This is a genomic window from Bradyrhizobium sp. 190, assembly GCF_023073415.1.
Taxonomy (GTDB): domain Bacteria; phylum Pseudomonadota; class Alphaproteobacteria; order Rhizobiales; family Xanthobacteraceae; genus Bradyrhizobium.
Map to the genome: position 1 here is coordinate 1 of NZ_JADPJL010000036.1, position 21,801 is coordinate 21,801.

Annotated in this window: 19 protein-coding genes and 7 pseudogenes; 16 read left to right on the top strand and 10 right to left on the bottom strand. The window is 58.5% G+C overall.

Features of this window, described 5'->3' with window-relative positions; translation table 11 throughout:
• Positions 1-123: 123 nt before the first annotated feature.
• The 3 genes and pseudogenes from IVB22_RS21485 to IVB22_RS21495 form a co-directional block, all read right to left on the bottom strand.
• Positions 124-381, bottom strand: a pseudogene (locus IVB22_RS21485) (transposase); the annotation flags it as partial.
• Positions 382-1,295: 914 nt separating this feature from the next.
• Positions 1,296-2,723, bottom strand: a complete 1,428-nt coding sequence (locus IVB22_RS21490; protein ID WP_247519277.1) for an MATE family efflux transporter — start codon at positions 2,721-2,723, stop codon at positions 1,296-1,298.
• Positions 2,724-2,928: 205 nt separating this feature from the next.
• Positions 2,929-3,104: pseudogene (locus tag IVB22_RS21495) on the bottom strand (aminotransferase class V-fold PLP-dependent enzyme); the annotation flags it as partial.
• A 385-nt stretch (positions 3,105-3,489) separates the two neighbouring features.
• On the opposite strand from IVB22_RS21495, the pseudogene IVB22_RS21500 reads away from it, so the two are divergent.
• The 5 genes and pseudogenes from IVB22_RS21500 to IVB22_RS21520 all read left to right on the top strand — a co-directional run.
• Positions 3,490-3,751, top strand: a pseudogene (locus IVB22_RS21500) (chorismate-binding protein); the annotation flags it as partial.
• Positions 3,752-3,877: 126 nt separating this feature from the next.
• Positions 3,878-4,402 carry a hypothetical protein gene (locus tag IVB22_RS21505; RefSeq protein ID WP_247519278.1) on the top strand — a complete coding sequence of 175 codons (525 nt, stop codon included), beginning with the start codon at positions 3,878-3,880 and terminating at the stop codon, positions 4,400-4,402.
• 363 nt (positions 4,403-4,765) lie between these two features.
• Positions 4,766-4,945, top strand: a complete 180-nt coding sequence (locus IVB22_RS21510; protein WP_247519279.1) for a terminase small subunit — start codon at positions 4,766-4,768, stop codon at positions 4,943-4,945.
• Positions 4,926-5,474: a hypothetical protein gene (locus IVB22_RS21515; RefSeq protein WP_247519280.1), complete on the top strand. Its 549-nt coding sequence runs from the start codon at positions 4,926-4,928 to the stop codon at positions 5,472-5,474. Before IVB22_RS21510 ends, IVB22_RS21515 begins: the two co-directional genes overlap by 20 nt.
• Positions 5,475-5,868: 394 nt before the next feature.
• Positions 5,869-6,174, top strand: a pseudogene (locus IVB22_RS21520) (MFS transporter); the annotation flags it as partial.
• Positions 6,175-6,196: 22 nt separating this feature from the next.
• Here the strand turns inward: IVB22_RS21520 and IVB22_RS21525 are convergent.
• Both IVB22_RS21525 and IVB22_RS21530 read right to left on the bottom strand, forming a co-directional pair.
• Entirely contained in the window at positions 6,197-6,727 is a 531-nt protein-coding gene (locus IVB22_RS21525) for an ImmA/IrrE family metallo-endopeptidase (RefSeq protein WP_247519281.1), read from the bottom strand.
• 15 nt (positions 6,728-6,742) lie between these two features.
• Positions 6,743-7,138 carry a helix-turn-helix domain-containing protein gene (locus tag IVB22_RS21530; RefSeq protein ID WP_247519282.1) on the bottom strand — a complete coding sequence of 132 codons (396 nt, stop codon included), beginning with the start codon at positions 7,136-7,138 and terminating at the stop codon, positions 6,743-6,745.
• A gap of 95 nt (positions 7,139-7,233) precedes the next feature.
• Here IVB22_RS21530 and IVB22_RS21535 point away from each other — a divergent pair, with 95 nt between their 5' ends.
• The 7 genes and pseudogenes from IVB22_RS21535 to IVB22_RS21565 all read left to right on the top strand — a co-directional run.
• Entirely contained in the window at positions 7,234-7,497 is a 264-nt protein-coding gene (locus tag IVB22_RS21535; protein ID WP_247519283.1) for a hypothetical protein, read from the top strand.
• A complete protein-coding gene (locus tag IVB22_RS21540) occupies positions 7,497-7,904 on the top strand; it encodes a hypothetical protein (RefSeq protein ID WP_247519284.1) in 408 nt (135 codons plus the stop codon). Before IVB22_RS21535 ends, IVB22_RS21540 begins: the two co-directional genes overlap by 1 nt.
• Before the next feature lie 14 nt (positions 7,905-7,918).
• Entirely contained in the window at positions 7,919-8,416 is a 498-nt protein-coding gene (locus IVB22_RS21545; protein ID WP_247519285.1) for a Mov34/MPN/PAD-1 family protein, read from the top strand.
• On the top strand, positions 8,413-9,297 hold the full coding sequence (locus IVB22_RS21550; protein ID WP_247519286.1) for a ThiF family adenylyltransferase: 885 nt from the start codon (positions 8,413-8,415) through the stop codon (positions 9,295-9,297). The genes IVB22_RS21545 and IVB22_RS21550 overlap by 4 nt, the downstream gene beginning before the upstream one ends.
• 261 nt (positions 9,298-9,558) lie before the next feature.
• Positions 9,559-10,713 (top strand): Fic family protein, encoded by a 1,155-nt coding sequence (locus IVB22_RS21555; protein WP_247519287.1) that lies wholly within the window; start codon positions 9,559-9,561, stop codon positions 10,711-10,713.
• 67 nt (positions 10,714-10,780) lie between these two features.
• Positions 10,781-11,263 carry an SAM-dependent methyltransferase gene (locus IVB22_RS21560; protein ID WP_247519288.1) on the top strand — a complete coding sequence of 161 codons (483 nt, stop codon included), beginning with the start codon at positions 10,781-10,783 and terminating at the stop codon, positions 11,261-11,263.
• A 235-nt stretch (positions 11,264-11,498) separates the two neighbouring features.
• A pseudogene (locus tag IVB22_RS21565) lies at positions 11,499-12,535 on the top strand (IS256 family transposase); the annotation flags it as partial.
• An 856-nt stretch (positions 12,536-13,391) separates the two neighbouring features.
• On the opposite strand, the gene IVB22_RS21570 reads toward IVB22_RS21565, so the two are convergent.
• Complete coding sequence (locus tag IVB22_RS21570; protein ID WP_247519289.1) at positions 13,392-13,964, bottom strand: hypothetical protein; 573 nt, start codon at positions 13,962-13,964, stop codon at positions 13,392-13,394.
• Here IVB22_RS21570 and IVB22_RS21575 point away from each other — a divergent pair.
• Positions 13,963-14,136 (top strand): hypothetical protein, encoded by a 174-nt coding sequence (locus tag IVB22_RS21575; protein WP_247519290.1) that lies wholly within the window; start codon positions 13,963-13,965, stop codon positions 14,134-14,136. The two genes, IVB22_RS21570 and IVB22_RS21575, sit on opposite strands and share 2 nt — an antisense overlap.
• Before the next feature lie 975 nt (positions 14,137-15,111).
• On the opposite strand, the pseudogene IVB22_RS21580 reads toward IVB22_RS21575, so the two are convergent.
• The 3 genes and pseudogenes from IVB22_RS21580 to IVB22_RS21590 all read right to left on the bottom strand — a co-directional run.
• Positions 15,112-16,072: pseudogene (locus IVB22_RS21580) on the bottom strand (IS1595 family transposase).
• A 23-nt stretch (positions 16,073-16,095) separates the two neighbouring features.
• Complete coding sequence (locus IVB22_RS21585) at positions 16,096-16,500, bottom strand: GTP cyclohydrolase I (RefSeq protein ID WP_247519291.1); 405 nt, start codon at positions 16,498-16,500, stop codon at positions 16,096-16,098.
• A 40-nt stretch (positions 16,501-16,540) separates the two neighbouring features.
• Positions 16,541-16,675 (bottom strand): annotated as a pseudogene (locus IVB22_RS21590) (Flp family type IVb pilin); the annotation flags it as partial.
• Positions 16,676-17,177: 502 nt separating this feature from the next.
• On the opposite strand from IVB22_RS21590, the gene IVB22_RS21595 reads away from it, so the two are divergent.
• Positions 17,178-18,296, top strand: coding sequence for a branched-chain amino acid ABC transporter substrate-binding protein (locus tag IVB22_RS21595; RefSeq protein ID WP_247519292.1), 1,119 nt, complete (start codon positions 17,178-17,180; stop codon positions 18,294-18,296).
• A gap of 117 nt (positions 18,297-18,413) precedes the next feature.
• Here IVB22_RS21595 and IVB22_RS21600 read toward each other — a convergent pair whose 3' ends face one another.
• Complete coding sequence (locus IVB22_RS21600) at positions 18,414-18,707, bottom strand: hypothetical protein (RefSeq protein WP_247519293.1); 294 nt, start codon at positions 18,705-18,707, stop codon at positions 18,414-18,416.
• An 806-nt stretch (positions 18,708-19,513) separates the two neighbouring features.
• Here IVB22_RS21600 and IVB22_RS21605 point away from each other — a divergent pair.
• Together IVB22_RS21605 and IVB22_RS21610 are read left to right on the top strand one after the other, a co-directional pair.
• Positions 19,514-21,301: a ThiF family adenylyltransferase gene (locus IVB22_RS21605; protein WP_247519294.1), complete on the top strand. Its 1,788-nt coding sequence runs from the start codon at positions 19,514-19,516 to the stop codon at positions 21,299-21,301.
• Positions 21,298-21,774, top strand: a complete 477-nt coding sequence (locus IVB22_RS21610; RefSeq protein ID WP_247519295.1) for a Mov34/MPN/PAD-1 family protein — start codon at positions 21,298-21,300, stop codon at positions 21,772-21,774. The genes IVB22_RS21605 and IVB22_RS21610 overlap by 4 nt, the downstream gene beginning before the upstream one ends.
• Positions 21,775-21,801 lie beyond the last annotated feature (27 nt).

Sequence of the window (21,801 nt, forward strand, 5' to 3'; positions counted from 1 at the left end):
GCCTCGTCCTACGAGACGCGTTACCGGACGCGAGTGGTCAACAATTTGCATCGGCGTGCCAAGGCATTCGGCTTTGTTCTCCAGCCCTTGGAGCCGAAAAGTAGGTGCTGCCGTTTCTTAGGAATCATTCTCCAGCGTCAGCTCCCCGGTCTTGGCATGCAGCGACTTCACATCGGTCGCAGGCGTGGCCGGCACAGCGCTCCCATGTCCAAAAACTCCGGAAGCGCCACCCTCCAGCTGCGCCGTCCACGCCGTAATCTGATCGGGGTGCACTCGAACTGCTCGGCAAGCTGGGCTATCGTCTGCCGCCCTTGACGGCGGCAAGCGCCACCTTCGTCTTGAAGGCCGGTGAGTGGTTCCGGCGCGTGCTCGTCTGCTCATCGTCGCTCCTGATTCGCAGGCACTAGCGCGCCCGCTGCCAGGCAGAAACTCCACTCATCGACCTGTTCAAATTTGCGGACCCGGCTCTGTTGGTTGTGTCTGGGGTAGTCGCGCGCCGGATTAGGCCATTCGATTCGGATGTGGTTGGTCCGGGCCAAGAACCCGCAATCGAGATCGTGTAGGCCGCTTAACGAACAAGCCTCCTGTGAGCCTGCAAACGAGGGGTGTCTTACTTTTCGAGAACGGTCGTTTCGACGACTGCCGAGACCCTGAGGATTAGGCCCTTCACCGTTGTGGACCTCGACCACAATGCGTCCCTCTGACCCTCGGTACGTCAAGTCCTTAACTGCTTGACCGACCGAGCGCTTCCTTCCATGCGATGGTAGTGCTTGGCAGTTCCTCGCCAGCGCGTCTCTAAGGATGCCACTGGCATCGTGGAAATCGAAATAGAACCTTACATCAGCCGATCCACTTATCAGAGCGGCCAGACAATGAACGTATTTGGAGGTCCGTCTGTCAATTGGCCGACCAAGAACACGAACTAAGATGCCGAAAAACCCGACACGAATGCCGGGCTGATCGCAAATATACTTCGAGGATCGATAATGCGGATAGCAGATCAGCATCTGCTCGCGCCGTCTTCGCACCTATGAGGGCGAGATCATAAATCCACTGTGTACCGGTGGCCCAGAGGAAGCGGCAATCGGTGATCCACTCTAGAAACCACGCTTCAAAGTCAGCGCGGCCACAATGAGATTGGAACAGGATCGATGCGTGTGACAAGTAAGCTTAGCCAAAATGATGAGATTACCCGACAGCAGCATCGTCTTCCGAATCGAACGGGAAGGCGGAGCGAACCCTTAAGTAGCCTCGCATTACTGGATTCTCGCTCGCCAAAAACTGTGATTTACGGATCAAGTGACGGCTCTGAGGGCAAGCCTGCTCGCCAGCAGTTGGAAACGCAGGACGAGGAGCCCCGCGTAGATGGCTGTCCCGATTGACAAGCCAATCCAGATACCAATCGCGCCAAGCCCGATCTTCAGGCCGAGCACGTAGCCAAGTGAGAAGCCGATCAGCCAATAAGCAATACCGACGAACAGAAGCGGCACCCGAGTGTCCTTCAGTCCCCGCAGACCACCCGCCGCAATGCTCTGCGCGGCATCAGTGACAAAAAAGCTCGCGGCGACCATAAGGAGCTTTGTAGTCAGTCCGATCGTCGCGTCGGCATCTCCGGCCGATTTGTCCAGAAATACCTCGGCGATCTCAGAACGCGCGGCGATCACCGCAACCGTCAGCAATGCAGCGATTACGATACCGAGCAGCATCGCGACCAGACCTGCCCGCTTGATGCCGGGACCGTCGTTGCGGCCGACTGCATGGCCAACGCGCACGGCCGCCGCCATGCTGATGCCGAAAGGGATCATGGATATAATCACGGTGATCTGAAGCGCGATTTGATGGGCAGCGAGTGCGCTTGTGCTGATCAGGCCTGCCAGGAGCGCGGCAGCCGACAAAACTCCGTACTGCATCAGGGAGGCGATTGAGATCGGAGTTCCGATCACGATCAGCTGTCGCAAGAAGGGCCAATCGAATTGCCAGAGATCTGCAAGCACGTGGTAGTCACGGAAAGGGCGACGCATTGTGGCGAACCACAAACCGGCCAGGAACATCGCACAGTTCACCAGCGTGCTCGCAAGCGCCGCCCCGAACAGCTCAAGTCGCGGCAGCCCGAGCTTCCCATAGACCAGCAGATACACGAGAAGGGCGTTGAGGGGGATGGCCGCCAGCGTGATCCACAAGATCGGCTCCGGCCGGTTGATCGCGCCCATGAAGTTACGGATGACCTGAAGCCATAGCGCCGGCACCACGCCCAAGGCCAGTCCGAACAGATATTGCTGGGCGAGCCGCGCCGCGTCTGGGGCCTGACCGAAAGCGAGCAGTAGTTGCTCTCCGCGAAACGCAAACGCTATGATCGGGAACGATAGCATCAGCGCCGCCCACAGCCCCGTGCGCACCGCGCGCCGTACCATAGCAAGGTTCGCGGCCCCATACGCCTGCGCCGCCAAAGGTGCGATCGGCGCCAGCAGGCCCGCGCCGAAGGTGAAGCTGACGAGATAGAGCGTGACGGCCAGCGCGGCCGCGGCGAGCGCCTCAGGCCCGATGTGCCCGATAAAGGCAAGATCTGTCGTCATCATCGCGACCTGCGCAAGCTGGGTCAACACCATCGGCCACGCGAGCTTCGCAGTTTCGCTGAGCTCGATAGTGAGGTGATGGCCAGCCGCCCGTCTCGTCATTCCGTGCCGCAAAGCTGATACCGGTTTTGTTTCGGCTATTTTGTCCATGGAAATCATGCTGCTCGGTTTGCCTCGGCCGCAAACGACGTTTTGTTCCACCGAGAAGATGCTCTTCCCCGCCCTGAATTCGCGATAGCCTGCCGATGCGGACTCACGCGCACCCCTTGGGCAGCTCCGCGTCACAGACAAGGCGCGCCATCGGCTTGGATTGCCGTTGACCTTGGGGTCTGGCGGCCTGCTCGCCCGCTGATGAGGCCTTGATCAGTGCCTCCACCAGCGCATCGACTTTTTGGCGCGTGTTAGCGCAAAGAAGACGCGGCAGGTAGCTGGCACGCCGAAACGGTCGGTCATCGGCATCGCGCGATCGGTGCCGGCGCGAACCGCGATCGCGTCGTGGTCGATCACGGTGGCGAAATCGTGCGCGAGCGCGGCACTGAGACGGATACTGGCGTTGGGGCAGCCGAATTCATACGCGACGCATACGTGAACTGAGAGGCGACAATCTTATGAGCCATCAACTGCGATTCCTTCAGCATGCGATGCTGGGTGACATCTCCTTTTCAAGACTTATGCCAGCTGCGAGAGCTTGATTTGTAAAGGCTATTTGCTCAATCGGACGTGTCCTGGGCCCGACGGCATGTCGCAAATCCCACAGTCGGCGTCAGAGACGCGCCCAAAGCGCGCAGAAATTCGGCATTTTGCACCGCAGGAATCCCAACAGGCGGACGTCGACAAGATCGATATGACATCCTCCCCGAGCTCACCAACGCAGAAGCAGCTAAACTGAACTTTCGCATCGAATGGCATTGAAATACGTACTGCCATCCGGCTCCTGCAGCGCGCGCTCGACCGTGCTGAGAACATTATGATTGTCGACCTCCTGCGTAACGATCTCTCACGCGTTTGCGCTCCGCATATTCGGTCGAGGTTCCAGCGTTGTGCCACGTCGTATCCTATGCCTCAGTGCACCACCTCGTCTCGATCGTTACGAGTGACCTTGCAGGAGACAAGTCATCGTTACCTTACTTCGAGGATGCTTTCCCGGCGGCTCCAGTACGGGTTTGCCAAAGGTGCGATGAAATTATTATGGAAATCGACAATGTGTGCCACTGACTAAGAACTCAAAAGACCACAGATGAGAACGTCAGCAATTTCGAAAGAGATCTCCGCGACCTTGTCATCGCGGCCGACGACGAAGCTATTTGGATGAGGGAGCGGCTCCCAATCAGCGCGGCCTGCGAGTCACCTCCAAGGTGATGAAGAACCTCGGCTACGGTGGATACGTCCTATTCGGTAGCGGCGCTCATCCGATGGTCGCCGAAATCCTTTCCGTCCACTCCTCCAAGTATCGCCAGAAGGATCTAGGGATGGGCGGGGTGCACGGCGGCATCTTTATGTTCCGTGATGTATTCGCCCGCATCTACATTCCGTTTGCGTACGGAACGGTGAAGCTTGATCCGTTCACTCTGACCGACTTAACGAAAAACCAGCTCGCGTGGTTGGCTATCAGACCCGCTGACTATCAGAGCTTTTTGGATCAGTTTTCGGACACCATGTATTTTGCTGGGACACCTCGCAGCTATAAACGTCCACCCGACACAGCACTCGAGCTCTTCTGGCTTGCGGCCGTCCAACTCCAGGCTGCCGCCGCTACCTTGAGCGCCGCCTTCGACTTTAGAGGCGCAATCCAATCAGCCTTAATCGGAGCCGAACGGTCTCTTGGCTGACGGTGCCACGGAAAAGGAATATAGGCGACACGGACACGACCTCGGAGCGGCGGAGAGCCAATTCAAGGAGCAGCACAGCGCGTTCGATAGCGAACCGCGTATCGCAAATGATTGCGACCCTTCCCCGCTACGTTGAGAATCGTATTCCGCCGACCAGCCTGGACGAGTTGAAACCGGCCACATTGTGATGGGCTGTCAGTACATTGCCGGCGAAGTAATGCGACAGGTCACCGGATACACGATTCGTAGTGCATGGCCGGAGCAATTGCCCCGCGCGTACCCTCCGCGGGCTTGATGAATCCGCCCATCCCATCAATTCCCATGTAGGGAAATGCAGTAGTTGTTTGTGCGACAACTATTCGCGTGCCACGTCTCGCCGCCTGGCGGCTGACCGTAAAACAGCAGCGATTTGTCCAGGAATTTCTACTGGATTTGAACGCCACTCAGGCGGCGATATTTGGGAAGGCACATATCCCTCTGCGCTCGGCAAGCTGCAGCGAACAACAACTAGCTGCAGGCATTGTTGGGAAAAGACGTCGATGACCCTATGCCGCGGGATGTTTTTCTGCAGCTGAGCAACGAACTGCATCCCCACCTTTCTGAGTACATCATGCTGGTCGAGGGAAAGACCGCACTGAAGGGCACATTTCAAGACGAGACGAAGAGCCATTCAACTCCCCACCAAACTCCCAAGCAGTCTCTCCTCCATTTTCCAACACTTAATGAAGATCCGGAGGGTTACCTGAGGGAGCTGCGCAACCGTTCACTTTCGTTTGTAAAAGCGGCATTTTCCAGAAAGGCTAAAATAACGCAGTGTGAAAGCCGATTGATAGGAGCAGATATGGAATGGATGGTGTCCTGGGCCTCGTCAGATGATAGGTATGGTCGCTGTAGAATTGCTCCACGAAAGGCGCTTTTCTGGTCTTGGTCAGACAGCGAATGTCATTTTTGCGAATTGAGCCTTCTGGGCAATGCGCCGCCATATCGGCAGCGGCTGGAATCAGCAGCTTTGCATTTCCACTGTTGTCGCCCTGGCATCTTCTTTGTCCGACTTTCGCCGGGATCGTTCTGATTATCGCGGCGCGATCGACGATGGCGGGTATACGAATGGGCGATTGCTTCCCGCTTCTATTTTCGCGAGAAATTCGTCGGCCAGTAACTTTCGAGGTTTGCAACACAATCCGCCCGGGACCGGACACGTTCAGCGCAGTCGCGACGCGTCCGCTACTTGCCACTAATGGAGTCCCGCTAGGTCGACCTGGAGCCCGTTCGCCTTCAAGAACCGAATTAGGAAGATGTTCAAAGTAATCGGGATAGACAATCTTAGGATCACGCCGTGCGAAGGCTTCACGAAATTCGACCTCAAACGCCGGCAGCAATTTCGCCATAGACGTGAAAATGATCGGACGACATACCGACGTGAGCGCTTGCTGGTACCGGCCCTAGGTCAGGTAGGCCCGCTCGTCATCATCACTGCCGGCTACGCCGTATTCCAGACCGCCAACAACACAGTCGTCATGGCCGATATCCGCGCCAAAGAAAGAGGTGTGATTTCAGGGATGCTTTACATGTCCCGCAATCTCGGCCTCATCACCGGCGCATCGGTCATGGGCGCAGTATTCGCACTCGCATCCCAAACTTCTGACATCGCTGCAGCCGATCCGGCAGCCATAGCCAGCGGCATGCGCACAAGCTTCGCGGTCGCGGCCGCGCTGATTGCAGTTGCATTCGGCGCGAAAGCAGCGAGTCGCGTCCGGGTGACGGACCGCTAATGCGGCTGGGGGTTGATTGAGATCAGAAGAGGTCGTCGAGCACGTTCGTAATGCGGTGTGTCAGCGCCTGGACGCTGACCTGATACTTGTCCGCAAGCTCCTTCAGCTGCCCCTCATCTTCAATGTCGATATGGTAGTCTACGAGGTCCTTCACAATCATATCGTAAGGCATAAGCAATTCAGCCGCAAAACGGTTGGCTTCAATCTCTTCGGGGTCAATAGCTTGAGACGATTTCTCGTCCCGCTTGTTCACACGGAAAGAACGGTCGATATGGACATCTATGCCCTTGTGGAGCAACAGGTGCCCGCATTCATGCGCAATCGTGAAGCGCTGCCTGTTCATGTGGTGAAGTGAATTTACGCCGATGACGGTGCCTTCATCGCTGCGAATGAGCATCCCTGCAAGTTCACCGTCAAAAGGAGAATATTTTAGCCGCGCGCCCAGCGAGGTGGCGATCTTCTCGACGGGCACAGGCGGTTTCTTCACTCCGAATTCTTCGAGTATATTTGTCGCCTCATGTCGAAGTGTCTTCGCTGATTTGGCGCGTCGCATCAATCCTCCATATTGTTATTCGCCGACGAGCTTCTGAGCCCAGGCGGCTATTTTTTGATCAGTACCGGGCGGCAGCTTCATCTTAGCCCGCGCTCCCGCAGCGTCCTTGACTGCCGGAAGCAGAAGGCTCGGCGCAACCTCCAGCGCTTCGGCTATTGCGAATAACTGATGCAGCGAAACGTGCTGCCTACCCTTTTCGATGTTTGTGATTGAAGTACGGGAGAGGCCTACAAGTATGCCCAGCTTCTCCTGCGTCATTCCATCAAGTCGCTCACGGTGTTTGCGCACCAGCTTTCCGAATGCCTGGCAGAGGCCGTCAAGTGCTCCGTCCGTCATAGAATCATTGTAGCCCCGCAAACGCGGTAATGTCAACCTCTCAAACTGTTTATAATACAAACGTGTATACGTCATTAATTTTGACTTGTCACGCCGCTTGTGGTTTAATGGTGCACGATTGGCGCTGCTCAGAAGGCATCGCCAAAAGGCAAAGGCGAAAGGAAATGAACATGGAGATCGGAGCGACAGGTCAGGCGAAGGCCAAGCCGGAAAAGGGGCCGAAATACATACTCAACATCGAAGGGGAGGAATTTCCCTGGGACGAGGACACGATCACGACCGAGCAGATCGCCGAGCTGGTCGGCTGGGACATCTCGCAGGGCGTGATCGAGGTCGACCAGCACAACGTCGAACGGACGCTTGCGCCGGGCGAGGTCATCACGATCAAGCCGGGCCAGGGATTCGGCAAGAAGCACCGCTGGAAGCGCGGCTGATGCGCACGCGTATCAGCGATGAGCTGGCCCTGCTGCGCCGCCATTTCGGCGACGTCGAGCACGCGGAATCGAACGGGGAAGACTGGTTCAGGATTCCCCGTTACGTGCTGCCTGACGGCTGGCGAATTGGGGAAAAGGCGGTGAGTGAGCTGCCGGTCTGTTTTCTGGTGAAGGGCAACTACCCCGGCGATGCGCCTTACGGATTTCTCACGCCAGCCGGCCTGAATTTCAAAGGCGCCGCCTCGAATAACACGGGCGCTCCACCCTCGCCGCCGCCCTTCTCCGGCGAGTGGCTGCATTTCTCGTGGTCGGTGGAGAATTGGTCGGCAACCGCCGACGTGGGCAAGGGCTCGAACCTGCTCGCGTGGGTGCGGAGTTTCATGGTGCGATTGCAGGAGGGGGCATGAAGGCATTCTTGAAGTTGGAAAACGGCGCGCTGGACGATTTGATGACGCACCTGCTGCAGTCTGGCTCCGAAGAAGAGCAAGCAGCGTTCCTGTTCGCCCGCGCACTGCGCATCGATCATCAGCTCACTTTCGAGGTCGCGGAAACGAAGAAGCTCGGTCCCGGCGACTTCATCGTCCAGCAGGACGACTATCTGGAACTGGCCGATGAAACGCGCGCCGCGCTGATCAAGCGGGCGCATGATCTCGATACGTCCCTCGTGGAATTGCACTCGCATCCCGGCCCGTGGCCCGCCGGGTTCTCTTACGCCGATCGCCTCGGCCTGCAGGAGACGGTGCCGCACATGTGGTGGCGGCTCAAGAAGCGCCCCTATCTCGCCATCGTCGTCGCGAAGTCCGGGTTCGATGCGCTGCTCTGGCTGGACAATCCGAAGATCCCGCGCCCGCTGGATGGAATTGTCGAGGGCAGTCGCGTGCTCAAACCGACCAACTTTTCTCTGGGAGGCTGGGGATGAGTGATCTTCCTGCCCGTTACGACCGCAACATCCGCCTCTTCGGCGAGGAAGGCCAGCGAAAGCTGCGAGCGACGAACGTCGCGGTCATCGGCGTCGGTGGCCTCGGCAGTCCGCTCGTCCAGCACCTCGCCCTGCTCGGGGTCGGCGGCATCACGCCGGTCGACGACGAGGAGCTGGACGACACGAATCGCAACCGCTTCGTCGGCGCAAGACATGACGATCCTGTGCCTGGCAGTCCGAAAGTCGAACTGGCCGCGCGTCTCGTGCGCGAGATCGATCCCACCATTCGCGTCACGCCGGTGAGGGCAAGCCTGATTAGCAAGGAAGCGTTCGCTGCCGTGAGTCAGGCCGATTGGGTGTTTGGCTGCTTTGATGAGGATGGCCCGCGATCAATCCTGAACGAGCTCTGCGCGGCCTATGCAAAGGACTATGTCGATATCGCATCAGACGTGCCGGAAGCAGGCGTATACGGCGGGCGCATCTGCGTCGCGTGGCAGGGCGGCGGCTGCCTGCACTGCCTCGACGTGCTCGATCCTCGCGATGTCGAGGCATATCTGAGCACGGACACCGAGAAGGCGGGCCGCGCTGCGATCTATGGCGTGCCGGTGGATGCGCTGCGCGAGACCGGGCCTTCAGTGTCCCCCATCAATGGCGTCGTCGCCGCGCTCGCCGCAACCGAGTTCATGGTCGCAGTCACCGGTATGAGAGAGCCGCAGCGCCTTATCAACTACTACGGCCACGTACCCAAACTCACCACGGCGAAGCCGAAGCCGGACTGCTATTATTGCACCGCTATTCGCGGCAAGCCGGAAGATGCCGATGCCGAGCGTTTCCTGCGCATGCCGCAGCTTCGTGAGCAGCGGCTGAAGAAGGTGCGGTAGTGCAGCTCTGTGGGCTTCGCCCACGGGGCGCAAGATGATGATATTCACCGCGACTTATGCGGAGAATAGCGCCATATTCGCTGCATCACATGCGGAGAATGCCAAGGCAACAAGCGGCCAATTATCCGGCCAATATCAGATCTGTAAGAGGCCTGGAACTTGGCGTAAATTGCTGCTATCGTTGTAAAAATGAGCGGCATAAAACAGGACAAAGAACCGGCCAAATCACCGGTCCCAGACCGGGGCGAGAGCACCGGCCTGATGGAACCAATGCTGGTATCGGAGAGTTCCAGCCGCCGGACCCAGCTCGCAGACTTGACGGTAGAGCTGGCGGCAAAGTCAGCCGCTTTCAAGCACAGCCTGCCGAACGGCGTCATCACCTCGCTGGCCAAGTTGGTGCGCTCGATGAATTGCTACTACAGCAACCTGATCGAGGGCCACGATACGCATCCGGTCGACATCGAACGAGCCCTCAACAACGACTATAGCGCCGACCCCAAGAAACGCGACCTGCAGAAGGAAGCTATCGCGCATATCGCTGTGCAGGAGTGGATCGATGAAGGAGGCCTGAACGGGCGCGCCACAACGCAGGAAGGCATCATCGAAGTTCACCGCCGCTTCTGCGAGCTGCTTCCCGAAGAACTGCTGTGGGTCGAAAATCCAGACACCAAGGAACGCATCCAGGTCATCGCCGGCAAACTGCGCGACCGCGACGTGGCGGTAGGCTGCCATGTGCCGGTCAGTCCTGGCGCGCTCCCACGCTTCCTGACGCGCTGCGAAGAAGCCTACGCAAAGCTCGGCAAGACCGACGCGATCATTGCCTCGGCCTGCGCTCACCACCGCCTGCTCTGGATTCACCCGTTCCTTGACGGCAATGGCCGTGTCGCCCGGCTCATGTCCTATGCCATGCAGCGGGAAACGCTCGATACCGGCGGCATATGGTCGATTGCGCGCGGCCTTGCCCGCAACGAGGCGGCCTACAAGCAACACCTTACTGCGTGCGACATGCAGCGCCGCAATGATCTCGACGGACGCGGCACGCTGAGTGAAGAAGCGTTGGCGGAATTCGCGATCTTCTTCCTGCAGACCTGCATCGATCAGGTAGCCTTCATGCAAGGCCTCGTGCAGCCTGATCAGCTGCGCAACCGCATCCTGATCTGGGCCGAAGAAGAAACGCGCGCCAACCGCCTGCCCCAAAAATCCGGTGCGGTGCTGGAAGCGCTTTTATTCCGGGGTGAGTTGCCACGCGGCGATGTCACAACGCTGCTGCAAACAAGCGAGCGCAGTGCCCGCAGGGTCACATCGGCCTTGCTTGATGCCGAAGTGCTGACCTCCGAAAGCCCGCGCGCGCCGCTCTATCTTGCCTTCCCTGCTCGCCTCGCGTCCCGCTGGATGCCGGGGCTATTTCCGGGATAAGCGTTAAGTTAAAGCGACATGACGAAGGATTTTTTTGCATACATACGTAGAGAACGGAAAAAGATACTTGCCAAACATGGTGGCTCAATTTGCTTTTTGCGGAAAATTGGCGACCGAAATTGAGCAGCTCTCTTTGCTGGAGAAGATTGCTCATGACTTTGCAACGGCAGAGCCCGACGAGCGCGACTACGCCATAGCAAGCGCATACTCGTTGCTCATCGGCGAAAAGAAACGGCAGCAACTCTCAGCTTATTTCACACCTCCTGTTCTGTCGCAGGCTGTGATGGAAGCCAGCGCACACATACTGGGTCGATTTGACCATCCAATAGTATTGGACCCAGCCTGCGGCGGCGGGTCGTTTATCACACCTATCGTACGCCATCTGGTTAGTAAGAGTATTGAGCGTGGTTGTTCGGTGGAAAACGCCTGCAAAGCGCACTCAAGAGCGTGCATGGAATTGAGATCGATGCAGGTCTCGCGACGTTGTCGCACGCATTGCTTCGCAAAATGCTGGCTCGCGAATACGGGTTCAAGATTAGAGGGCGGCTAGGCGTAGTGCATTGTGGGACGCGCTGAATGAAATCCCCAATAATCGTTTTATCTGTAGCGCAGCCGGTCGTGTCCCAGAGAGTGGTGTAGCTGATTAGCAAAGCCGCTCGCGACGCGCGCCCCACATAGCGCCGTAGCGAGCGAGCGGCTTTGCGGGTGGTCACCGATGATTCGTCGGTAAGGTTTGGGTTGCGACACCAACCTGATTCGAGGAACCACCGATGACCGACGACATGATGAACCTGCGCGCGCTCGTGGAGAAGGCCCCTGATGCCGATCTGTTGCGCGAGATGATCGGCTTTGCCGCCCACCGGCTGATGGAGCTGGAAGTCGAAGGCCTGACCGGAGCGGGTTACGGGGAGAAGAGCCAGGAGCGCTTGGCTCAGCGCAACGGCTACCGCGACCGGAGCTGGGAGACCCGGGCCGGTACGGTCGAACTTCGCATCCCCAAGCTGCGCAAGGGCTCCTACTTCCCTGGCTTTTTGGAGCCGCGCCGTATGGCCGAGAAAGCGCTGACCGCCGTTGTGCAGGAAGCCTATGTGCAGGGCGTCTCCACCCGCTCGGTCGACGATCTGGTGCAGGCGATGGGCATGACCGGCATCTCCAAGAGCCAGGTGAGCCGGCTTTGCGGTGAGATCGACGACAAGGTGAAGGCCTTCCTCAATCGCCCGATCGAGGGCGACTGGCCCTATCTGTGGATCGACGCCACCTACGTGAAGGGGCGGCAGAACGGGCGCATCGTCTCGGTCGCCGTGATCATCGCGGTCGGGGTCAACAGCGATGGTCGGCGCGAGGTGCTCGGCATGGACATCGGTCCGTCCGAGGCTGAGACGTTCTGGACCGCGTTCCTGCGCAAACTTGCCCGCCGCGGCCTGCGCGGCGTCAAGCTCGTCGTCTCCGACGCCCATGAGGGGATCAAAGCCACGGTCGGAAAGGTGCTCAACGCCACCTGGCAGCGCTGCCGCGTGCACTTCATGCGCAACGCACTGGCGCACGCCGGCAAGAGCGGGCGGCGCGTTGTCTCCGCCTTCATCGCCACCGCCTTTGCTCAGGACGATGCCGAGGCGGCGCGGGCACAATGGCGACGTATCGCCGATCAGTTGCGCCCCAAACTGCCGAAGCTCGCAGCCTTCCTCGACGAAGCCGAGACCGACGTGCTGGCCTACATGAGCTTCCCGACCGCGCAGGCGCCAAGTTGCATTCGACCAATCCGCTCGAACGGCTCAACGGCGAGATCAAGCGGCGAACCGAGGTGGTCGGCATCTTCCCCAACGAGGATGCCATCACCCGTCTGGTCGGTGCCATCCTGCTTGAACAGAACGACGAGTGGGCCGTCCAGCGCGGCCGCTACATGACACTGGAAACGATCGCCCCGTTGGGCGATGATCCCGCCGTCAGCTTCCCGGCTATCGCCAGCTGACCGATCCGGCCCATGCCGGCGAACGTGGTGACCCGCACTCAGCTACACCACGCCACGGGGCACGATCGCGCAGCCTTGATGCGGTTGCCTCACAACATCTCTCCTATCTCGTGACCGAGTTCGGCAAGGCGCACACGGCAAGCGGCTTTGGCAACAAGTTCAAGGACTAGTGCCGTCAGGCCGATCTGCCCCACTGCTCGGCACATGATCTGCGCAAGGCGGCGCCTGCCGTCTTGCCGAACGCGGCGCAACCGCGCACGAGATCATGGCGATCACTGGCCACCAGAGTCTTGAAGAGGTCGAGCGCTACACACGCGCCGCGCAGCGCCGCAGGCTCGCCGACTCCGGAATGGAAAAGCTCAGAAAGTGAACATCATTGTCCCCCCAACGGCGAGTGGGACAATTTCCGGCGAATTCTTCAGGAAAACCAGATCAGATTTTGAAGGATGGCGCTCGCTAAGAACTTATAACCTCATAGATTCAAGTCCTTCTCTGCCAGGTGGGACAATTTCCTTCTTTGTATGGCCGTCCACGCCCGCCAGCCGTGGCGCCGTCGACCCAGCCCGCCAAGAGCCCGGCAGCCCCCGTTATGCGCCAGCTCCGATAACCTCATTTTATGCGTTCTAGCTAGCGCACATTATAACCTAGATCAGTAGTTCAGAGGCCGCCCCGGCAACTTCTGGGGGATGGCGCGCCCGGACAAACGGAACTACTTACCGATTCTGTGAAAAACGACCTGGAGACCGCGAGTATGTCCGCTCATGACGTGCATGAAGAACTCGGGTTTCGGCATGATCTTGACCTCTTCAATGGTTTCAACTGGGAAGCCTTGAAGAAAGTTTTTCATAGCCCCTTCGACCATTATTTTGGGGTTGTGGATAGTAAGCCAGATTAGGAAGGCCTTTTCTTCTCCTCCCAGCTTGAGGCCCATTGTCTCAATTCCAAGAGATGAAAAGAGGAAAAACATCTCCGAAAGCTGCGGCACGAATTCCACGGTCCCGATTGGGTCCTTATCGGCGTGTTTAAAGAAGTTTGGCGCCCTCTTTACGAGCTTGTTGAAGTCAGAACGAAATTCGTCCTTGATCGAATCACTATCGAAAATCAGCTTGTCTTGCCTGTTTGCCTGTCTGCTCAGGACGTGAATGACTTCGTAAGCAGCGTAGCTAAGGGTATGTATTGATACGGGGTCGCCATCTGCAAACCAAAGCCGAATTGCTGTAGAAAGGTGTCTCCGAGCGGCATCCAGTTTGGTAACGGTCATAAGTTCAGATGAGCTAATCATGGCAAAAGCCCCAGAGAGGGAAATTGAGTTTCACCCCGACGCGATGCAGCGCTTTGAGCGCGCCGTGAAGGTGGTGGCGAAAAGCCCGCCGCAGCATCGAGTTTCAAAGAAGACGGCAACGCAGAAGCGTCGCGCCACAAAGAAGCCTAAAACTGCAAAAGAGAAGATCTGACTCTTTACAGAATCAATACGAATCGTAGTGTCTAGTCTCACTACAAAAAAGCCTCCCCCGAAGGGGAGGCAGTCTTGGCAGAGACAGTTGTTAGGGGCTTGTTTCGCTAAAAGCGGGGCAAGCCCCGACAATGTTCGCGAACAGTTTGCCATTTTCCAAACCTGAAACGACGATACTCGCGTACCGCGACGGGTTGGTTTATCGGACACCACAGTTTCATTGCACTTCTCCATGCCGGGAATGGTCCCGGTGCCCGAGGCACCCTTGTGCCCCGTGGCCCTAAACAGGGCTGCCGGGTGAAGGGCGGAGAAGGCGCGAATCGGGTGCGCCGATTCGTATTTCTACCACAGAGGGCGCGGACTCCCGAATCCGTTCCCGGTCTGTGCACACCTGTGAACAGGTCAGCGCGTTCGCCAGTATTTAACGAATCGCGGCTTGGGCTACGGCTACGAAATCCAAACCAGGAAGAAGCCCGGCAAGTAGGCCGGGCTTCTGATTACCTACTCGGCTTCTTAGGTGGCGACGGGGATCTTACCCTAACGCGTTCGGTCTCCGTAGTCCTTGGATGGGTCTCCGCGTATCGCTTCGTGACAAATTGCCCATCCTCGGAATCGCGCCGGACGGTTTTCTTCGGTTCCTTGTCTTTAGAACTCATGGGTTTCTCCAATGGGAATAATTGATTTTGCGGCACATAGACGTGCAGAGCCGGACGTGTGGCAATGCCGGTGCGGCAGTCACGCATTCTGGCTCTACTCAAATGGGGTTGTTTGTTGCTTGGAATGCGAAATGGACGCCGCAAGCATGCATGGCTTTTGCGCATCCCCAGCCCCAGAGAAGGTATAGAACAACCCCCGGCTGAAATATTAGCTTTCCGCGCGCGAGAGTCCACATGGACTTTAACTTGTCCGCCAGTATTTGACGAATTTCGGCTTGGGTTTCGCCAGCTTTGAGCGCCAGCGCAGGAAGCGCAGCGCCTTAAGCTTGAACGTTTTTGCTGTTAGGCCGTCGATAGGTCAGGCGCTTGCCAACGATGCCCTTGGCGAGTTCGTTGGCGCGGTCGGTATCGTTGACGCCGAGGGCAACGCGGTTGTTGTGGCGGAAATCGAACTCCGCCAGATAACGGTGCAGATGCTTCTCAGCGCAGTGCTGATAGGTGCCGCGCATGCCGCGCTTGAAAACTGAGAAGTAGCTTTCGATGGTGTTCGTCGTGATGACGGTCTCACCCTCGCGGCGAACGTATTCGTCTTTTTGGTGGTTGACCGTATCGTGGCGCGCAAACTCAGTGCCAAGCTTTTTGTAAATCTTCGCTTGGTCTGTCACCAGGTGCGCTTCCTTGGAAATGTTGGCGCGAACGATGGGCGCAACTTCGTCAACGGAAGCCATGGCAACATGAAAGCTGCGGACTTTGCCGGTCTGACGATCAAGCAACGAAAGCACAGTGTTTTTATGGGCCGGCGCCAGCGCGTTTCTTGGCAACGCCTTTCAAGCGGCCAATGTAAGTTTCGTCGGCTTCTACCGCGCCGCCATTCTCGCCCATCGGCGGCTGCAAGCCACCAACACGCATTGCTTCACGCAAGCGATGCATCAAGAACCACGTCGATTTGTAGCTGATACCGAGCATACGATGCAGCTGATGGGCGCTAATGCCTTTCTTGGAGGCGGTCATAAGGAACAGCGCAGCAAGCCACTTGGTCAGCGGGATTTTGGAGCGCTCAAATACCGTGTTCACAGTGACGGTGAACTGCTGACGGCACGCAGGTTCATTGCACTGGTACACGCCGGGACGGTGCGCCTTGCCTTCAAGCTTGGTGATCTTCTCTTGGTCTGCGTTGCCGCAATGCGGGCAAACCCGACCGTTCGCCCAGACGCGGATTTCAAGCCACTCGCGGGCTGCGGTTTCGTCTTGGAAGATCGGGTTCTTGAGAAGGTCGGTCATAGGGTTGCTCCAATGTTGGAACCCTACCTATGGTCGTTTGCTTTGTCAAGGTTATAATATGCCGTTTTCGAATTCGGGATTTTCGGCGCCGCGTCGTAACGGCCGCGCAGCACTTCCTCAACGAACATCCTGGCAACTCGCCGCGGCGTATCGCGGGTGTTGCGATCGTTGATATGATCGATACGCAGAACGTCGAATAGCTCCTCTAATTTCTGCGACGCTTCCGCGATCATCGCGGCTTTCGCCGCTCGATCGTCAAATCCTTCAATGGCTTCGTTGCAAAGTGCGGCGCCGTGCGGCGCCGGCCGCAATTTCTTGGCACTGTTATTCATGCCATCCCCTGCTGCGTTCCGTCCCATCCCCGGCTGGCGAGGAATGTCGCTCGCGTAATCTGGCCGAACCCCCTTACGGTTCAGTTTACGACGCATCGGTTGATTCGGCGCGAGCGAGCCGGCGAGCGCCACCGGTCAGAGAGCTGTTGATCGAAGCGAACTTCGTACTGAGTTTAGTTCCTCGCCTATTCACGGCTGCAATGGTAGCAAGTGAGATTCTCGCCGTTATCAGCCCATATTCTATGGCGATAGCTCGCGACTCATCGCGTAAAAGCGAACTAGCCTTTTCACAGTGCGCACCCTTCCAACGTTAAGGCTCGGGACCTTACCGGCAATTTGTTAAAGCTAGTAGAATCTCATTCGAGATTTCGTTCGTCATCGGCGTGCAAACTTTGTACGGAGCGGACCGATGCTCGCAGGAGCAAGCAGATGAAACAGCTGGTACGCTTCGGACGAGAGTGAAGCATCAGAATTAAAGGCGCGTTCTGTACGTTACGGACATACCTATTGCTTCCATACCCACCTGATTCAGCTAAGTTCACGAGCTTTCTGACGACACCTCCCCGACTAGAAGCTCGGTCTTTCGGCAGAAGCGGGTTGTTTTCTCATCGAGCCAAGGCGGGGCTGCTCCTCTCTTCTGCGAAGCAATCGACGGTGTTTCATGCGCAATCATGACCTTGTCTCCAACGGCTTCGTGGCGCTGACGGCGACGGGGCTCGTGCTGCTCTGCTCGAGCCTGCCCGCCTTTGCCTTCACTTTGTGAGGACCACTCCATGAAATCACTTAGGCTCTTCGGCTTGGCACTTGGTGCATCCCTCGCGTTCTCCACAGCGGCATTCGCGGAGGACCTCCCTATCGCTGTTGCGGGACCGATAACGGGCGGCGAATCCGCATTCGGCCGGCAGATGAAGAACGGCGCCGAACAGGCGGTGGCCGACATCAACGCCGCCGGCGGCGTGCTCGGCAAGAAGCTGGCGCTGCAGGTCGGCGACGATGCCTGCGATCCCAAGCAGGCGCGCTCGGTGGCGGAAAAGTTCGCCAGCGCCAAGATTCCGTTCGTCGCCGGTCACTTCTGCTCGTCCTCGTCGATCCCGGCGTCGGAAGCCTATGCCGACGGCAACGTGCTGCAGATTACGCCAGCCTCGACCAACCCGCTGTTCACCGAGCGCAAGCTGTGGAACGTGGCGCGCGTCTGCGGCCGGGACGACCAGCAGGGCCTGGTTGCCGCCGACTACATCGTCAAGAACTACAAGGGCAAGAACATCGCCATCCTCAACGACAAGACCACCTACGGCAAAGGCCTTGCCGACGAAACCAAGAAGGCGCTCAACAAGGCCGGCATCACCGAGAAGATGTTCGAATCCTACAACAAGGGCGACAAGGACTTTAACTCGATCGTGTCGCGGCTCAAGCGCGATAACATCGATCTCGTCTTTGTCGGCGGCTACCATCAGGAAGCCGGCCTGATCCTGCGCCAGATGCGCGACCAGGGCCTGAAGACCGTGCTGATGTCGGGCGACGCCTTGGCCGACAAGGAATATGCCTCGATCACCGGCGCCGCCGGCGCAGGCACGCTCTTCACCTTCGGACCCGACCCACGCAAGAAGCCGACGGCGGCTGCGATCGTCGAAAAGTTCAGGGCCAAGGACATCGACCCCGAAGGCTACACGCTCTACACTTACGCTGCGGTACAGGTGTGGACGCAGGCTGTGGCCAAGGCCGGCACCACGGATCCGAAGAAGGTGATGGATACGATCAAAGCGGGCTCCTGGGATACTGCGATCGGCAAGCTGGAATATGACGCCAAGGGCGACATCAAGCAGATCGACTATGTCGTTTATAAATGGGACGACAAGGGCGGCTATGCCGAGGTAAACGAAAAGGGTTCCTGACGCATCTCAACCCGAAAGAAAGCCCTGACGATCGCCGGAGCGTTTTCTTTTCAGAGCCCGCCATTTGGTGGCTCGGCGGGAGTTAGGGCGGTGATCATCAGTCGACAGGGCAGCAAACTAGAACCGGAAGTAATTGAGCGTCTGAACTCGGCCTACAGATAGGCCCTGCGCTCGCTTTGCTTGGTTGATCGTAACGACCCTATCGCCGAAATCGTCGCAAAGAAGACCATCGAGATCGGCGCAACGGGCGTTCGCGATCCGGCAGAGATTTCCAAGCTCGCCATCGAGCAGCTTGGCATCGGCAGACCGCCATTGGTCTAAAGCCAGCACGGCGTACTCACGCGAATGTTTGGGTTTCTCCGGGACCGGGCACCTAGCGAAAACTTCCAGGCGGCCGATTTCACCTTCCAATCGCTGTCTTCGCTTCTGGCCATCGACAAGCCGAATTCGTCGGGCGCATCTGCGATCGCGCCCTGAGCAGCGAGTCGAATCCGCAGCGGAAGATCGGCGTCGCGAGCCATGTCCAGGAGTGAAAGCGCGTCCTCGCGGGCGACGCTGATATGCCGAAGAAAATCCGCTAGGCCGTCGACACGTCTGCGTGAACGTGCACGGCTGGCGGCCTTCACCACTACCTAGGGGGCGATGGCCTGGAGAGCATCTTCGATATCGCAAGCTCATGAATGGACTGAGCTCGCCAGCGAGCAGTTGATCGACGACTCCGCGCGTACCCTCGCGCTCGCCTTGCGTCATCTGGAAATCGCGCCGAATCGGCTACTGGTTTAGAAGTGAGTCTAAAGTCCGGCCTCCGGCAATAAGCGAGAATCGAACCTCCTTGGCTGCGTTTCCCGCGGGCACGCAATTTTTCCCGTGGATTGCGGAGGCATTTGCTTGAGTTGTGACAACCGCGGGTCCACAAGCGGGTCGTCTCGATTTTGCCGACTGGTGTGAGGAGTGCAGCGACGGGCAAAGTTGGTCACCTACAAGTTGGTCCCCTAATCGGGGCAAAGTGGGTCCCCTACTCGGCGCCTCCGGCGCCGAGGTGTTCAGATAGAGACAAAAACAGAGAAGGATCAGGTGTCATGGGTAAACCGCCCCATCCAACCCACCCGGAGCACCCGCAGCATCCGGACGTGCCTCCGGGCCCTCCCAGCGAAACACCAGGCAAGGGCCCGCCGCGCCCCACCACGCCGCCTGATCATCGTCCTGTGGGCTAATAGTTGGCCAAGCACAAAGAACCCCGCGCAGACCACGATTGGTGGACGCTCTGGCCGACGGTTCTCAACGACGAACTAGCGGCCTTCGCACGTCTGGGGATTACTCCCCGCACGATCCATAAACGGAATGGGGTGCTGATTCTCGAAGCGGACTGGCCGGTGCAAGGCCTGTCCGCTTCGATGTTGTTGCGGATCGGATATTCCCCGCTCCACCCCTTTTTCCGCCCAGCGGTGGCCGCTCCAAACGCGAATTTCGACCGTCATCAAAATCCGTTGACGCGCGAGTTGTGCCTGCTCACGCAGGAAGCGGGTCAATGGAATTCGAACCAGCTTGTGGCCGATTTCATTCAGGAGCGGCTGGACCAGCTTCTGCGCACCCTTGCAGCAAGAAATGAAGGGCGTTGGGATGATGCGGCCAAGCTCGAGGAGCAGGTTCCCGACCCCCTAATGCCTTACTTCACGGGCCTCGCCGAAGATGACTCGGTTATCCTCTTTGACGGACAGGCCACGCTGCCGGCTGCGCGGCACGGTCTGATGGAGGTCGTCTACACTGGTCGCGAAACCTGGAGGAGCCCCGCTGCGTTCGAAGGTGTGGTGCGACAGCTGAAGGACAGCCAGGGCGCGTCTATTGGCAAACGGTTCGGATTTCCGAACGAACCGAAAGACGCGCAGGTGATTACCGGACGGTGGGTCAAGTTCACGCCGCCCCCGATCACGGACGTCGGAGAATTGCTGCGCTTGGCCGAGGAAGAGCTTGGACGCCACGCGGTGCTGCAGCCCGGCAGCGTGCAAAAACTCAACGAAACGAAGCAAGGCCCGTTCTCGATCACGGGCATCGCGTTTCCAGACGAAGCCGAATACGGCTCGCAGAAAAACGGCGCGGGGTGGTTGTTTCTGGTGACAAGGCGCGGTCCCACGGGAGACGCGGAAACTAGGTTGATTCTCGGGGAGCGGGCCGGGAAGGACGATGTGTTTTCGCGGCTCCCCGTCGCGAGATCTCTTCTCACGAAGAAGGTGCTCGTCGTCGGTTGCGGTGCCATCGGCGGTTTCGCTGGCCTCGAACTGGCCCGCGCTGGGGTCGGGGAAATTGAGATCCTCGACTTCGACACCGTTCAGCCCGGCAACAGCCTGCGCTGGCCTCTAGGCCGTTCCGCTTGGGGAAGCGCGAAATCAATCGCTCTCGCCAACTTCATCGCCGCAAACTATCCGTGGACAAAGGCCATTGCCGTCGGCACCAAAATCGGAGCGGCTGAAACCGATCCGGACCGCCTCCCCGGCGACCAGAAAGGCCATGTTCTGGCGCCGATATTCGATCTACTGCGTGCCGCCCATGTCGTAGTCGACGCCTCGGCCTCACCGGAGGTCCACCTTGCGCTGTCGCACTACTGCCGGCGGTTCCGTGTACCGTATGTGATAGGCTACGCCACACTCGGCCTGGCGGGCGGTATCGTTGCCCGCCACGTTCCCGATTCCGAAGGTTGCTTTGTGTGTCTCCAAGAACACTTGAAGGACAACCAGGAAATACCAAGGCCCCGCGTCGATGATGCAGGTATCGTAATCCCAGTCGGATGCAATGCACCGACGTTCACCGGGGGCGGCTTCGACCTGCAGGAGATCTCGCTGGAAATTGTGCGCACCGCAGTAGGGCTGCTCTCGGATGGGACCTACGATCCTGGCGGTTGGGAGGTAGCCGTACTGACGCTGAAGGGCGATGGAGGCGTGCGAATGCTGCCTCACTGGGAAGGCTACCAGTGCCCGGCACATCCGAGATGCTGCGGAGCCACTCTGTGATCGTCTGGCTCTCTTCACATGTTTTGCAGTCAATGTGCAGATACGCGCGAGATCTGTCCCCACTTGAGAACGGCGGGATCCTTCTGGGGTGGCGGTCAGGCGAGGACCGCATCGTTGCGGATATGCGCGGCCCCGGGCCGCACGCGCTCCATGGCAGGCATTGCTTTGTTCCGGATCACGGCTGGCAAGTAGCGGAAATCAACCGTGCGTTCCATGCGAGCCGCGGCGATCTCGATTATCTCGGTGATTGGCACTCGCATCCGGACGGCGTCGCCGAAATGAGCGATCTCGATTCGGCAACGCTCCTTCGGATAGCCCGACGGGTGAGTGCACCGCTGATGCTCATCGTGGCCGGGAACGAAACGGAGTGGACCCCGCAATGCTGGAAGGGACAGGTCGTCCGTCCGTTAATTCGGCAACGATTGATTGCGACGCCGCAGGAGCTCAAAATTTTTGATCCTCCCTCCGTATAGCCGCGGTCGTGACCACGACTGCCGTCC

What these genes read in the sequence shown, in the direction of transcription:
- IVB22_RS21490 (WP_247519277.1), bottom strand. Translation starts at nt 2,723, where the DNA reads ATGGACAAAATAGCCGAAACAAAACCGGTATCAGCTTTGCGGCACGGA.
- IVB22_RS21525 (WP_247519281.1), bottom strand. Translation starts at nt 6,727, where the DNA reads ATGCGACGCGCCAAATCAGCGAAGACACTTCGACATGAGGCGACAAAT.
- IVB22_RS21530 (WP_247519282.1), bottom strand. Translation starts at nt 7,138, where the DNA reads ATGACGTATACACGTTTGTATTATAAACAGTTTGAGAGGTTGACATTA.
- IVB22_RS21535 (WP_247519283.1), top strand. Translation starts at nt 7,234, where the DNA reads ATGGAGATCGGAGCGACAGGTCAGGCGAAGGCCAAGCCGGAAAAGGGG.
- IVB22_RS21540 (WP_247519284.1), top strand. Translation starts at nt 7,497, where the DNA reads ATGCGCACGCGTATCAGCGATGAGCTGGCCCTGCTGCGCCGCCATTTC.
- IVB22_RS21550 (WP_247519286.1), top strand. Translation starts at nt 8,413, where the DNA reads ATGAGTGATCTTCCTGCCCGTTACGACCGCAACATCCGCCTCTTCGGC.
- IVB22_RS21555 (WP_247519287.1), top strand. Translation starts at nt 9,559, where the DNA reads ATGGAACCAATGCTGGTATCGGAGAGTTCCAGCCGCCGGACCCAGCTC.
- IVB22_RS21575 (WP_247519290.1), top strand. Translation starts at nt 13,963, where the DNA reads ATGGCAAAAGCCCCAGAGAGGGAAATTGAGTTTCACCCCGACGCGATG.
- IVB22_RS21570 (WP_247519289.1), bottom strand. Translation starts at nt 13,964, where the DNA reads ATGATTAGCTCATCTGAACTTATGACCGTTACCAAACTGGATGCCGCT.
- IVB22_RS21585 (WP_247519291.1), bottom strand. Translation starts at nt 16,500, where the DNA reads ATGCGTCGTAAACTGAACCGTAAGGGGGTTCGGCCAGATTACGCGAGC.
- IVB22_RS21595 (WP_247519292.1), top strand. Translation starts at nt 17,178, where the DNA reads ATGAAATCACTTAGGCTCTTCGGCTTGGCACTTGGTGCATCCCTCGCG.